This window comes from Methylorubrum sp. SL192 (assembly GCF_026672325.1).
GTDB lineage: Bacteria > Pseudomonadota > Alphaproteobacteria > Rhizobiales > Beijerinckiaceae > Methylobacterium > Methylobacterium extorquens.
This window is the reverse complement of sequence record NZ_JAPPQV010000003.1, coordinates 1197128-1209611: the sequence shown is the minus strand read 5'-3', so window position 1 is coordinate 1209611 and position 12484 is coordinate 1197128. Positions and strand designations below refer to the sequence as shown.

General features: G+C 68.0%; 12 protein-coding genes. 8 read left to right on the top strand and 4 right to left on the bottom strand.

What is annotated here, in order from left to right; genetic code table 11:
• Nucleotides 1–60 precede the first annotated feature (60 nt).
• Nucleotides 61–897 carry an aldo/keto reductase gene (locus tag OVA30_RS06405; RefSeq protein ID WP_015950788.1) on the top strand — a complete coding sequence of 279 codons (837 nt, stop codon included), beginning with the start codon at nt 61–63 and terminating at the stop codon, nt 895–897.
• Between the two features lie 31 nt (nt 898–928).
• Here OVA30_RS06405 and OVA30_RS06400 read toward each other — a convergent pair whose 3' ends face one another.
• Both OVA30_RS06400 and OVA30_RS06395 read right to left on the bottom strand, forming a co-directional pair.
• Complete coding sequence (locus OVA30_RS06400) at nt 929–3070, bottom strand: sensor histidine kinase (protein WP_253395547.1); 2142 nt, start codon at nt 3068–3070, stop codon at nt 929–931.
• Between the two features lie 99 nt (nt 3071–3169).
• Nucleotides 3170–3484 (bottom strand): SelT/SelW/SelH family protein, encoded by a 315-nt coding sequence (locus OVA30_RS06395; protein ID WP_253395545.1) that lies wholly within the window; start codon nt 3482–3484, stop codon nt 3170–3172.
• A gap of 244 nt (nt 3485–3728) precedes the next feature.
• On the opposite strand from OVA30_RS06395, the gene OVA30_RS06390 reads away from it, so the two are divergent.
• The 7 genes from OVA30_RS06390 to OVA30_RS06360 all read left to right on the top strand — a co-directional run bounded on the left by OVA30_RS06390 (nt 3729) and on the right by OVA30_RS06360 (nt 11153).
• A complete protein-coding gene (locus OVA30_RS06390) occupies nt 3729–4364 on the top strand; it encodes a LemA family protein (protein WP_268174969.1) in 636 nt (211 codons plus the stop codon).
• Nucleotides 4365–4383: 19 nt separating this feature from the next.
• Complete coding sequence (locus tag OVA30_RS06385) at nt 4384–5169, top strand: TPM domain-containing protein (RefSeq protein ID WP_268174968.1); 786 nt, start codon at nt 4384–4386, stop codon at nt 5167–5169.
• The gene (locus OVA30_RS06380; RefSeq protein ID WP_082289147.1) at nt 5159–5785 is read left to right on the top strand and encodes a TPM domain-containing protein; all 627 of its coding nucleotides are present in this window, start codon (nt 5159–5161) and stop codon (nt 5783–5785) included. The genes OVA30_RS06385 and OVA30_RS06380 overlap by 11 nt, the downstream gene beginning before the upstream one ends.
• A 299-nt stretch (nt 5786–6084) precedes the next feature.
• On the top strand, nt 6085–8142 hold the full coding sequence (locus tag OVA30_RS06375; RefSeq protein ID WP_268174966.1) for a carbon starvation CstA family protein: 2058 nt from the start codon (nt 6085–6087) through the stop codon (nt 8140–8142).
• Nucleotides 8143–8149: 7 nt separating this feature from the next.
• Entirely contained in the window at nt 8150–8383 is a 234-nt protein-coding gene (locus OVA30_RS06370) for a YbdD/YjiX family protein (RefSeq protein WP_003598605.1), read from the top strand.
• A gap of 387 nt (nt 8384–8770) precedes the next feature.
• Nucleotides 8771–10060, top strand: coding sequence for a YjgN family protein (locus OVA30_RS06365; protein ID WP_268174965.1), 1290 nt, complete (start codon nt 8771–8773; stop codon nt 10058–10060).
• Between the two features lie 7 nt (nt 10061–10067).
• The gene (locus tag OVA30_RS06360) at nt 10068–11153 is read left to right on the top strand and encodes a M48 family metallopeptidase (protein WP_268174963.1); all 1086 of its coding nucleotides are present in this window, start codon (nt 10068–10070) and stop codon (nt 11151–11153) included.
• A gap of 147 nt (nt 11154–11300) precedes the next feature.
• Here the strand turns inward: OVA30_RS06360 and OVA30_RS06355 are convergent, their stop codons facing one another.
• Together OVA30_RS06355 and ndk are read right to left on the bottom strand one after the other, a co-directional pair.
• The gene (locus OVA30_RS06355; RefSeq protein ID WP_268174962.1) at nt 11301–11681 is read right to left on the bottom strand and encodes a hypothetical protein; all 381 of its coding nucleotides are present in this window, start codon (nt 11679–11681) and stop codon (nt 11301–11303) included.
• Nucleotides 11682–11966: 285 nt separating this feature from the next.
• Nucleotides 11967–12389 carry a nucleoside-diphosphate kinase gene (gene ndk, locus OVA30_RS06350; protein ID WP_003598598.1) on the bottom strand — a complete coding sequence of 141 codons (423 nt, stop codon included), beginning with the start codon at nt 12387–12389 and terminating at the stop codon, nt 11967–11969.
• Nucleotides 12390–12484: the final 95 nt, after the last annotated feature.

Sequence of the window (12484 nt, the reverse complement as noted above, 5' to 3'; positions counted from 1 at the left end):
CCGATTCTCCCTGCCCTGCCTCGGCCTGTCGCTCGGGCAGCGCATGAGAATAAAAACGCCATGACAGCCCCCGATCCCGTGCCGCAGATCGCTCTTAACGACGGGCGGTCCATCCCCCAACTCGGCTTCGGCGTCTGGCGGCTGCAAGAGGCGGAGACGCCTGCCCTCGTCGGAACGGCGCTCGGCAGCGGCTATCGCTCGATCGACACCGCCGCGGCCTACGGCAACGAGGGCGGCGTTGGGCGCGGCCTGCGGGAGACGATCGTGTCCCGGGCCGAAGTGTTCGTGACGACGAAACTCTGGAACGATGCGCAGGGCTACGATGCGACGCGGCACGCCTTCGATGACAGCCTCGCCCGGCTCGGCCTCGACCATGTCGATCTCTACCTGATCCACTGGCCCTGCCCCGACCGGGGACTCTACCTCGACAGCTGGCGCGCACTGATCCGTTTGCAGGAAGAGGGCCGCGCCGCCTCGATCGGCGTCTCGAACTTCACCGAGGATCAGCTCGAACGGCTCGTGAACGAGACCGGCGTCACCCCCGCCCTCAACCAGATCGAGCTGCATCCGCGGTTCCAGCAGCGCAGCTTACGCGCGGCCCATGTCCGGCTCGGCATCGTCACGGAAGCCTGGAGCCCCCTAGGCCAGGCGCAGGTGCTGGATGAACCCGCCATCACCCGGATCGCTGACCGGCTCGGGCGCAGCCCGGCCCAGGTGGTACTGCGCTGGCACATCGAGAACGGCTTCGTCGCGATCCCGAAATCCGCCACGCCCGCCCGGATGCACGAGAACATCGACGTGTTCGGCTTCTCGCTCACGCAAGAGGACCACGCGGCAATCGCCGGTCTCGACCGGGCCGACGGACGAATCGGGCCGGACCCGATGACGTTTCAGTAGGGACCCGGCACGGGCGCTCGGAGAGCGACCCTTACCCCGCCAGGGGCAGCGGCTTCGTCGCAGCGAGCTGCGTGCCGCCCTTGCGCTCCAGCAAGCCCGGCGGCGGCACCGGCGCATCGATGGTGCAGACCACGCCGTCCGGCTCGTAGAGCAGTTCGACCTTGCCCGCGAGTTCACGGGCGAGGCTACGCTCGATCAGACGCGAGCCGAAGCCGCGGCGGGTCGGAGGCGAAACCGGCGGGCCGCCGCTCTCGGTCCAGCGCAGGGAGAGCGAGAGTTCGGGCCGGCGCTGCACGGTCCAGGTGATCGTCACCCGCCCGCCCTCCTTGGACAAAGCTCCGTACTTGACGGCGTTGGTGCCGAGTTCGTGCAGGGCCATGGCGATGGACAGCGCCAGACGCGGCGCGAGCCGCAGGCGCGGGCCCGATACGACGAAGCGCGATTCCTGCCCGTCCCCCGCCTCCAGCGGGCGGATCGCGTCCCCCACCACGGTCTTCAGCTCGGCGCCCTCCCAGCTCTCGCGGGTCAGCACGTCGTGGGCGCGGGCGAGCGCCAGCAGCCGCGCCTCGAAGGCGGCGCGGGCCGCAAGTGCCTCCTCGCCGTCGAGTCCGCGCAGGGACTGCATGGCGATCGATTGGACGGTGGCCAGGGTGTTCTTCACCCGGTGGTTCAACTCGTTGATGAGCAGGCGCAGATGCTCCTCGGCCCGCTTGGCATCGGTGACATCGACGCTGCACCCGGTGAAGCCGAGGAAGGTGCCATGGTCGTCGAGGCGCGGCACGCCCTCGCAGCGCAGCCAGCGAATCTCCCCGTTGCGATCGACGACCCGCATCTCGGCCCGGAACGGTTGCCGGTGCTCGAACGCCTCTTGGAACGTCGCCTGGAAAGCCGGCAGGTCCGGCGGATGCACGATCGACTCCCAGCCGCCGCCGGCCATCTCCGCGGCCGGACGGCCGAACAGGTGGTCGAAATGCATATTGGCGAAGACCACCTCGGCGGTCTCGTCGGTCATCCAGATCAGCGCCGGGGCCGAATCGGCCATGTGTCGGAAACGTGCCTCGCTTTCGCGCAAGGCCGCGAGGCCGCGTTGGGTCTCGGCGAGTGCCCGGTCGCGCTCCTCGCTGCGGGTGCGCAGCCGCAGCGAGGCTTCCGAGAGCACGTCGGCGAGGCGGCGGATCTCGTGGATCGGCGAGGCGATCCGCGGGATCGCCTGCCCCCGCGCGAGGGCCGGCCCCGTCGCCGCGAGTTGACGCAGGGGCTTCGAGACCCGCGACCACAGATGGACGGCGAGCACCGAGGAGGTGGCGAGCACGAGAAGGCCGAAGCCGCCGAAGGCCCAGATCCAGCGCCGCAGCCGCGCCTCGACCAGTTCGCGCGGGATGCTCGCCCCCACGGTCCAGCCGTTGAGCCGCGAGCGCGCCTCGACCACGGTGACAGGCTTGAAGTCGCGGTCGCGCCCCTCCCAGACGCCGGGGGTGCCCGTCGCCGTCTGGCGCAGGGTCGCGAGCCGGGGATTCCCGACCACGCCGGGTAATTCCGGCAGGCGCGCGAGCACGACGCCGTCGCGATCCGAGACCCCCGTGACCCAACCCCGGATCTGCTCGCGGGCGAGGATGCCGGCGATGCGGCTCAGGGGCACCGAGAAGCTGAGGATGAAGGCAGGCGTCTCCTCGATCCGCACCGGCACCGCGACGGCGTAATGCGCTTGATCCGGCATAGCCCCGGCGAGATAGCCGGTGACCATGGAGCGCTGCCCGCTCTCGATGAGTTCGCGGTCGATCGGCAGGGTCGTCACCGGCAGGGGCGCCCCCGGCTTGAGGGCGGTGTTGACGATCTGCTGTCCGTCCGGCCGGCGCAGAACGAGATCGAGGCCGACCGCCTCGCGCACGAGGCGCGCCTGATTCTCGAAAATCGCGAACTCGCTGTCCTTGAGCCGCGGCGAGGTGGCGAGCGTCTGCAGCACCGAGACGAGACCGGCGGTGTCGCGATCAATCGAGAGCGCGACGCCACGCACGTTTTCCCGTGCATCCTGCTCGAAGCGGGCGCGTTCGGTGGCGGCGTAGCGGGTCAGCAGGATCGCGGTGAAGATCAGGCCGGGGCCGATCAGCGCGATCACGAGCATGATCAGGTAGAACTGCGTGGAGAAGCCACGCTGGCCGAGCCGGGAGAGCATGCGTCGGATCAAGGCGTCCCGCGGCGTTGCGCTGAAGGGTTTGAGGATGGCGCCCGCGCATCATGCCCCAGCGCGGGTATACGTGCCAACTGCCCCGCCTCAGCCCTCCCGCCCGGCCCGATCGACATGCCCGAGATCCCGCCCCGGATCGAGCCGGTCCCGGACCCGTTGCTTGAGCACCTTCACATCGGGAAAGCCGCCATCGCGCACCCGCTCCCAGATGACCTCCGCATCCAACTCGATCACGAACACCCCGCCCGTACCGGGCCGCAGGGCGACCTCGCCGAGATCGTCGCGGAATGTGGAGAGAAGCTCCTGCGCCATCCACGCCGCACGCAGGAGCCACTGGCACTGGGTGCAGTAGGTGATGGTGATGCGGGGGCGGGCGGATGCCGGCCCGGATGCGTTGCTCATCGAGGGAATGGCGCTTTCACGACAGGCGGACGCTGCCGATGCCGTTCATATCCTGTCGGACCTTGGTCGATCCACCACCACGACCGTCCGGTCACGCACCCCGGGGCGCTCGAAGGACGAAGGAAATGGCATCCGGTCGAGGCGCCAAGACGATTGCCCGGATCCCGGCCCTTCCCGCAGCGGCTGGCCCTCCCTATCTCCGACGCAAGCTTTGCCGCCAAGCTCGTCCCGGAGATCGCCCGTCATGTCCCTCTCCCTCAGCCCCGCGGTCCCCGCCCGCCCCTCCGTCCTCGGCCGGGTCATCTCTGCGCTCGCGGCGCTCTGGCTGGCGACCTGCTTGGCGGGGTGCGGGGCGATCAATCGGGTGCCGAGCCTGGAGGAGCAGGCGAAGTCGTCCTGGAGCGAGGTGCAGAACCAGTACCAGCGCCGGGCCGACCTGATTCCGAACCTCGTCGAGACCGTGAAGGGCTATGCCAAGCAGGAGCAGGAGACCCTGACGCGGGTGACGGAAGCCAGGGCCAAGGCGACGAGCATCCAGGTCGATGCCTCGACGGTCAGCGACCCGGAGAAGTTCAAGCAGTTCCAAGAGGCGCAGAACCAGCTTTCTGGGGCGCTCGGACGGTTGCTCGCCTCGGTCGAGGCCTATCCGGATCTCAAGTCCAACCAGAACTTCCTGGCGCTGCAATCGCAGCTCGAGGGGACGGAGAACCGGATCGCCGTGGCGCGGCGCGACTATATTCAGGCGGTCCAGGCCTACAACACCGAGATCCGCACCATTCCCGGCCGGTGGGTTGCCTCGTGGTTCTACCCGGAGGCGAAGCCGATGGAGACCTTCACTTCGACGCCGGGTGCAGAGCGCGCGCCGAACGTGAAGTTCTAGTTCGCCCTGCCAACTGGAGATGACGCGCCCAGATCGGACTGCTCGGCACCCCGCACTCGGCCCGCTGCCGGCGCTGTGGCTCGCGCTGCTGATTGTCGCCGGCCTCATGGGCCTCGCCCAAGCGGCCGAGCCCGATTTCCCCAAGCTCACGGGCCGGGTGGTGGATGCGGCCGGCATCCTCTCGCAGGAGACGCGGGCGCGGATCGACGGCAAGATCAAGGCCCACGAGGACAAGACGGGCGATCAACTCGTGGTCGCCACCGTGCCGAGCCTTCAGGACCGCACGGTCGAGGATTATGCCAACCGCCTCGCCCGCGCCTGGGGCATCGGCCAGAAGAAGACCAACAACGGTGTTCTGCTGCTGGTGGCCCCGAAGGAGCGCAAGGTCCGCATCGAGGTCGGGTACGGGCTCGAAGGCGCGCTCACCGATGCGCTGTCGAAGACGATCATCACGACGGCGATCACGCCCCGTTTCCGCCAGGGCGACTTTTCCGGGGGCGTGGAGGCGGGGGTCGACGCCATCCTTCCGATCCTCGCCGGCGATGCCGACGAGTGGCAACGCCGCGCGCCGGTGCGGGAAGATACGGTTGATCCCGTCACGGTGATCTTCTGGATCGTCGTCGTCATCGCCCTCGTCATCGTGCTCACGCGGATGAACGGCGGTGGACGACGCGGCCGGGGTGGCGGCTTCGTGGTGATCCCGGGGCCGTCCGGTGGCTGGAGCGGCGGCTTCTCCGATGGCGGCGGAGGTTTCTCCGGCGGGGGCGGCTCGTTCGGCGGCGGGGGAGCGTCCGGTGACTGGTAGCGTGAGCATCCTCGATCCTGCCGCGCGGGAGCGGATCGCCGCAGCGATCGGGCGGGCAGAGACTGGAACGTCGGGCGAGATCGTGGTGCTGGTCTCCGCCAGCGCCGGGCTCTATCGCTCCCCCGGCCTCGCCTTGGCCCTTGCGGTCGCCCTGGTCCTGCCCTGGCCCCTGATCCTGCTCACCGAGCTCGGTGCGGGCGAAATTGCGCTCGCTCAGGCGGCGACCGTGCTCGTTACGCTGCTGCTGACCCTGAACGAGCGTCTCCGGATCACCCTCACCCCGCGGCGCTGGCAGCGTGAACGCGCCCACGCCGCCGCCCGTCGCGAGTTCTTCGCACACGGTCTCACCGGAACGCGGGGACGCACCGGCGTGCTGGTCTACGTGGCCCTGGCAGAGCGCTACGCCGAGATCGTTGCCGACAAGGGTGTGCGGGCCCGCGTGGAGGAGGCGCAGTGGCGCGCCATCGTCTCGGAGTTGCTTGGTGCGGCCGGACGCGGAGCCCTCGGCGAGGGGCTCGTCTCGGCAGTGGAGCAGGTCGGCGCCGTGCTGAAGGCGGAGCTGCCGGGTAGCCACAGCGACAACCAACTCCCCAACCGCGTCATCGTCCTCGACTGAGACGTTCGAAGGCGCTCCACGTGGCCGATCCGCTTCGGATCGAACGAAGCCGCGCTCCAAATCGTCGGCACCACTCGGGCGCCCATTTCCCCGGTTGCCCTTCGCACGGTCGTTGATGGCACCGTGGCGCACTCATCCCAAGGTTCGGGTAACGCGGGATGGAAGATGTCACCGCGGGTGCCGAGGGAACCTGCACATGTGTGCTCACCGCAACTGGTATCGCAGGAAAAATTGCGCCAAACAGATCGGTGAAAGGCCGCCTGCATCAAGAATGCGGCCAATGACGGAGTGAGGCGTCGATGGGCGCAATACAGAAGCATGGGCCCTGGGCTCTGGTCGGGGCATTGGGCGCTGCGTCGCTGGCGGTGGTCGCCACGCAACGGGGCGAATCGATCAACGCCCTATGGGTCGTGGTCGCCGCAGTCTGCGTCTACCTGATTGCCTACCGCTACTATTCCCTTTTCATCGCCGACAAGGTGATGCGTCTCGATCCGAAGCGCGAGACCCCGGCCCACCGTCACAACGACGGCCTCGACTACGTTCCCACCAACAAATCGGTCCTGTTCGGCCACCACTTCGCGGCCATCGCCGGCGCCGGACCGTTGGTCGGCCCGGTGCTCGCGGCTCAGATGGGCTACCTGCCCGGCATGCTCTGGATCCTCGCCGGCGTCGTGCTCGCGGGCGCGGTGCAGGATTTCATGATCCTGTTCATCTCGATGCGCCGCGATGGGCGCTCGCTGGGCGAGCTGATCCGGGCCGAGCTCGGGGTGATCCCCGGCGTGATCGCCCTGTTCGGCACCTTCATGATCATGGTCATTCTGCTCGCCGTGCTGGCGATGATCGTGGTGAAGGCCCTGGCCGAGAGCCCCTGGGGCACCTTCACCGTCGGCGCGACGATCCCGATCGCGATCCTGATGGGCCTCTACGCGCGCTACATCCGGCCGGGCAAGATCGGCGAGGTGTCGATCATCGGCTTCGTCCTGCTCATGGCCGCGATCGTCGGCGGCGGTCAGATCAACGAACACCCCACCTGGGGTCCTGCCTTCACCTTCACCGGCACCCAGCTCACGTGGATGTTGATCGGCTACGGCTTCGTCGCCGCGATCCTGCCGGTGTGGCTGCTGCTCGCCCCGCGTGACTACCTGTCGACCTTCCTCAAGATCGGCACCATCATCGGCCTCGCGCTCGGCATCGTCGTCGTCGCCCCGCACATGCAGATGCCCGCCACGACGAAGTTCATCGATGGCACCGGCCCGGTCTGGGCGGGCTCGCTGTTTCCGTTCCTGTTCATCACCATCGCCTGCGGCGCCGTCTCGGGCTTCCACGCACTGATCTCGTCGGGAACGACCCCGAAGCTCGTCAACAACGAGATGGACACCCGCTTCATCGGCTACGGCGGCATGCTGATGGAAAGCTTCGTGGCGATCATGGCGCTGGTGGCCGCCAGCGTGATCGACCCGGGCATCTACTTCACCATGAACTCCCCGGGCGCCTTGCTCGGCAGCACGCCGGAAACCGCCGCCGCTGCGGTGACGGCGCTCGGCTTCCCGATCGGTCCGGACGTCATCGCCCAGACCGCCAAGGATGTCGGCGAGCACTCGATCATCTCGCGCGTCGGCGGCGCGCCGACCCTCGCGGTCGGCATGGCGCACATCATCTCCTCGGCCATCGGCGGCAAGGCGATGATGGCCTTCTGGTATCACTTCGCGATCCTGTTCGAGGCCCTGTTCATCCTGACCGCGGTGGATGCGGGCACACGCGCCGGCCGCTTCATGCTGCAGGATCTGCTCGGCCTGCTCTCGCCGCGCTTCAAGGACACCTCGGCCTGGGGTCCGAGCGTGGTCGCCACCGCCCTGTGCGTCAGCGCCTGGGGCTACTTCCTCTACCAGGGCGTCACCGATCCGCTGGGCGGCATCTACACCCTGTGGCCGCTGTTCGGCATCTCGAACCAGATGCTGGCCGCCGTCGCGCTGACGCTGGCAACCGTCGTGATCTTCAAGATGAAGCGTGAGCGCTATGCCTTCGTCACGATCATCCCGACCGTGTGGCTGTGCATCTGCACCCTGACTGCCGGCTGGCAGAAGATCTTCTCGCCCGACCCGAAGATCGGCTTCCTCTCGCACGCCGACCGCTTCTCGGCGGCGATCGCGGAAGGCAAGGTGCTCGGCCCGGCCAAGAGCATGGCCGACATGCACAAGATCGTCTTCAACGACCGCATCGACGCGGCTCTGGCCGTGTTCTTCGTCGGCCTCGTCGTGGCGATCGCGGTGTTCGGCATCATGGCCTGCGTCAAGGCCTACCGTGCCGATCGCTGGACGGCGCTCGAAGCCGATCCCCGTCTCGCCCCGGCGGAGTGAGGCCGTCATGACCGGAACCGCAACGTCGATGCAGAGCTTTCGCGAACGCCTTCAGGCCTTCAACAAGTGCGTTTGCGACGGCGCGCGGCTGATGGTGGGTCAGGGTGATTACGGGACTTACGTGGCCCATATCGCCAAGACCCATCCCGATCAGGCGCCGATGACCGAGCGGGAGTTTTTTCGCAACCGCGAGAACGCTCGCTTCGGCGTCGGCAACAGTTCGGGTTTTCGCTGCTGCTGAAGCGCCAACCTGCCTCTCGGAGGGGCAGTCCGTCCTTCCCGTGACGACATCGTGTGAAAACGCCGGGCTCCGTGATCGGGCCCGGCGTTTTCTTTTGGAAGCCCGTTCAGCGGGCCTCCCGTCAGCGGTGTCGATGCGCGCGACATCGCCGTGAGATGGGTGAACCGGAGCCGAGCGAAGGCGCCTGCCATCGGGGGACGATCCCTCTCCGAGACACGGTCACGACCCGGTTTTCACGTGAAATTAACCCTGAAAACTCGGCGAAGCCCGCTCCGTGCACCGGCTTTCCATTGATCGATCGTTCCTAAAGCAGCGATTGCGACCTCCGGCCGTTGCAATGCAACCAGCGCGGCTTCTAGTCTCCCGGCAACGAGGGGGACTGCGACGATGGATCAATTGGCAGGCGTGCCGAGCCCGGCTGGGGTGCGGACCGGGGAAGTTGCGTTCGACCGGAAGGCACCGGGGCTGACGGGCATCGTCGTCAAAGGCTTCCTGCTCTCGCTGATCACCTTCTCGATCTACCGGTTCTGGTACATCACCAATCTGCGGCGATACTTCTGGAGCCGCACCGTCGTCGCCGGCAGCCCGGCCGAGTATCTCGGCAACGGCAAGGAGCTGTTCCTCGGCTTCCTCGTGGCGCTCGCCATTCTGGTGCCGATCTACATCGTCCTGTTCGTGATCGGTCTCCTGAGCCCAGTGCTGGCGGCCCTGGCCGCGCCGATCTCCTTCATCGGCCTGTTCGTGCTCGGGCAATACGCGCTGTTCCGCGGCCGGCGCTACCGCGCCTCGCGCACGCGCTGGCGCGGCATCCGCCTCGGCCAGGACGGCTCGGGCTTCGCTTATGCCGGGCGTGCCTCCCTGTGGTGGCTCGCGACCTTCGCCAGCCTCGGCCTGGCCTTCCCCTTCATGCGCGCGGCGCTGGAGCGCTACCGCATCGACCACACGCTGATCGGCCAGAGCCGGATGCGCTCGACCGCGACCGGCCGCTCGATCCTGATGCCGTGGATGATGTTCTACATCGTCGCGTTGCTGCCGATTCTGCTGAGCGTCGCGGCGCTGCTGGCGGCGACCGGATTCGACATCCCGAGCGATCTGCTGATCCAGGATCCGGCGAGCGAGAACAGCAAGTTCATCTTCAACCCCGCCTACGAGGACTCGCCGCTCGTGTCCTACGCCAGCGCTGTCGGGATCGCCGCCAGCGTGTCGATCCCGCTGGCGCTGCTGCTGATCCCCTACTATCGGGCTCGCGAGACCCGTGCCTTCTTCAATGCCGCCTCTCTCGGCGAGGCCAGACTGGCCTCCTCGCTGAAGGCGCGTCAGTTCTACTTCCCCTACCTCGTCTACATGCTGGCGGTGATCGGTTTCATCATCGTCCTCGGCATCATCGCCGCTCTTCTCCTGCCCCTGATCGCCACGGACGGCGAGAATGCGGGGATCCAGGCCTTCGTCATCGCCTCGAGCGTGCTGCTCTATCTCGGAGCCATCCTCGGCACGAACGTGCTCTATGTCCGCATCATCACCGTGCGCCTGTGGCACGCGGTGGCGACCACAATGCAGATCGAGAACCTGCCGGCGCTGGAAGCGGTGCTGGCCTCGACGCGCGCTCCGGCCAGCGGCCTCAACGAGGGGCTGGCCGACGCGCTCGATGTCGGCGGTGCACTCGAGATCGGGTTCTAGCCCGCCGATGGAGGCGATCACCACGACCGGCACGTTCTTCGACGGCCTCAGCGCCCGGCCCCAGCCGGTAACGCTGAGGCTGACGTTCCGGCTTGAAGTCTCCGGCGAGGATGTGTCCCGCGACTGGAGCCTGCTCGACCTGCGCGCCGCCGACGCCGCCCCGCCCCTGATGCGGATCAATCACGCGCAGGGATCGGAGAGCGTCGAGTTCGCCGACGCCGCGTTCGCGGAAGCCCTGACGGCGCGATGTCCCGACCTGAACCGGACCGAGAGCGGAGGCGGCCTCACCCGTCTCGTGCTCTGGTCGATCGCGGCGGGCGTCTCCGTGTTGCTGACGGCCGTCTACGGTGTGCCGGCGGCCTCGAACCTGCTCGCCCCTTTGGTCCCGCAGGCGATCGAAGCGCAACTCGGGCGCAGCGTCGATGCCCAGATCGTCGGCCTGCTCGACGATCCGCCGCTCTGCAACGATCCGGGGGGGCGTGCGGTGCTCGACCGGCTGACGGCGCGGCTTGCCGAGGGCATGGCGCTTCCGGCGACGCCTCAGGTTAGCGTGCGCCAACACAAGGTCGCCAACGCGCTTGCCCTGCCGGGCGGCCGGGTGATCCTGCTCTCCGACATCCTAGCCAAGGCCAAGAGCGGCGATGAGTTGGCCGGCATCCTCGCGCACGAGTTCGGCCACATCGCCGCCCGCGATCCGATGCGCTCGTTGATCACGGCGGGCGGCACCTCGTTCCTGCTGAGCCTTGTGCTCGGCGATCTCACCGGCTCGACGGTGCTGGTGACGATCGGACAGGCGGCGATTTCGGCGGGCTACTCGCGCGACGCGGAGCGGACGGCGGACGCCTACGCGGTGGCGGCGGTGAAGCGGGCCGGCGGAGACGCGGCCGCCCTCGCCGCGATCCTGGAGCGCATCACCGATGCGGACGACGAAAAGCCGGACGCGACCTCGTTCCTGCGCTCCCATCCGGTCACGGCGGAGCGGGCCGCGCGGATCCGGTCTTTGGCGGGGGAGAAATCGGCCGGGCCCGGTATCCTGTCCGAGGCCGAGTGGCAGAGCCTCCAGGGCATCTGCCCGAAGCCGGCCAAGCCGTAAAAGACCAAGCCGGACGACAAGGACACCAAGACGCCGACCGAGAAGCTGTAGATCCCGGCCCGGAAAGGCCGAGATCTTGTCAGAGGTGCAGGTTCGACCCCTGCACCTCTCTTAGGGACGGCGCTCAGCGCCGCCCCCTTCATCGCATCAGACCGGACGCGGCAGCTTGCAGCTATCGAGCGCGTTCAACGCCTTGGCGCGTGCGCTGTCGTTGAAGTAGCCGGTGGTGCGGTAGGAGGCGATCTCGTCCTTGTCGAGGGTGGAGAGGGTGCGCTCGGCATAGCAGCCGCACGGCGCCGCGAGCGCGTCCTCAGGGACCTTCTGGAACCGAGCCTGGGTGACGGTGCAGGCGTGGCGCACGCGGCCGGTCAGGTTGGTCTTCGTCGCGGTCTTCAGCGTCGGATCGGGCACGTAGCCTTCGAGCGAGGTGTACTGCGTCGAGCTGCCGGCGGAGTTGCAGGCGGCGAGCAGGGACACGAGGCCGGCCGCGACGAGCAGGCGGCCGGTGCGCGAAAACGTGAGGCGCATGGGAGCGAAAATCCGAGAGAGACGGGAAATCGTCGATCGATTCCGTTCTTCGGGCCGCCCGCCTCGCGCCGCTAGGGCAGGAGAGTCACACTCGGCCGGATTGCGCCCCGGACGTCAGCCCCGCGCAAGCGCGAGCGCGTTTCTCGCCGGCCCCGTATGCGGAGCCGGCGAGGGCCACGTCTTTAAAGCGCTTTCCGACGAAGTGGACGCCGGTTCGTTGAAAGAAAGCGCGTTCAAACAAAGACCGAGAGACGCCGGCCTGATGCAATCAGGCCGGAGACGGCTCTAGGCGGCGATGTCGGCGTCGTTGAAGAACTGCGCGATCTCGAGCCGTGCGTTGTCGGCGCTGTCGGAGCCGTGAACGGTGTTCTCACCGACCGACTCGGCGAACTGCTTGCGGATCGTTCCGTCGGCGGCCTGGGCCGGGTTCGTGGCGCCCATGACTTCGCGGTACTTGGCGACGGCGTTCTCGCCCTCGAGCACCTGCACGACCACGGGGCCTGAGGTCATGAATTCGACCAGCTCACCGAAGAACGGGCGCTCCTTGTGCACCTCGTAGAACTTCTCGGCCTGCTCGCGGGTCATGCGGATGCGGCGCTGGCCGACGATGCGCAGGCCGGCGGCCTCGATCACGGCGTTGACCGCGCCGGTGATGTTGCGGCGCGTCGCGTCGGGCTTGAGGATGGAGAAGGTGCGCTCGTTGGCCATGGTCCGGTCCGGTTCGTTGGAGAAAGGGGTCGCGCGACGCGCTGAAGGAGGGCGGGCTCGAAAGCCGCCCGAGAGATCGACCGTCCTGACAGTCG

What these genes read in the sequence shown, in the direction of transcription:
- OVA30_RS06390 (WP_268174969.1), top strand. Translation starts at nt 3,729, where the DNA reads ATGTCCCTCTCCCTCAGCCCCGCGGTCCCCGCCCGCCCCTCCGTCCTC.
- OVA30_RS06400 (WP_253395547.1), bottom strand. Translation starts at nt 3,070, where the DNA reads ATGCTCTCCCGGCTCGGCCAGCGTGGCTTCTCCACGCAGTTCTACCTG.
- OVA30_RS06370 (WP_003598605.1), top strand. Translation starts at nt 8,150, where the DNA reads ATGACCGGAACCGCAACGTCGATGCAGAGCTTTCGCGAACGCCTTCAG.
- OVA30_RS06355 (WP_268174962.1), bottom strand. Translation starts at nt 11,681, where the DNA reads ATGCGCCTCACGTTTTCGCGCACCGGCCGCCTGCTCGTCGCGGCCGGC.
- OVA30_RS06360 (WP_268174963.1), top strand. Translation starts at nt 10,068, where the DNA reads ATGGAGGCGATCACCACGACCGGCACGTTCTTCGACGGCCTCAGCGCC.
- OVA30_RS06385 (WP_268174968.1), top strand. Translation starts at nt 4,384, where the DNA reads ATGACGCGCCCAGATCGGACTGCTCGGCACCCCGCACTCGGCCCGCTG.
- OVA30_RS06375 (WP_268174966.1), top strand. Translation starts at nt 6,085, where the DNA reads ATGGGCGCAATACAGAAGCATGGGCCCTGGGCTCTGGTCGGGGCATTG.
- OVA30_RS06395 (WP_253395545.1), bottom strand. Translation starts at nt 3,484, where the DNA reads ATGAGCAACGCATCCGGGCCGGCATCCGCCCGCCCCCGCATCACCATC.
- OVA30_RS06405 (WP_015950788.1), top strand. Translation starts at nt 61, where the DNA reads ATGACAGCCCCCGATCCCGTGCCGCAGATCGCTCTTAACGACGGGCGG.
- ndk (WP_003598598.1), bottom strand. Translation starts at nt 12,389, where the DNA reads ATGGCCAACGAGCGCACCTTCTCCATCCTCAAGCCCGACGCGACGCGC.
- OVA30_RS06365 (WP_268174965.1), top strand. Translation starts at nt 8,771, where the DNA reads ATGGATCAATTGGCAGGCGTGCCGAGCCCGGCTGGGGTGCGGACCGGG.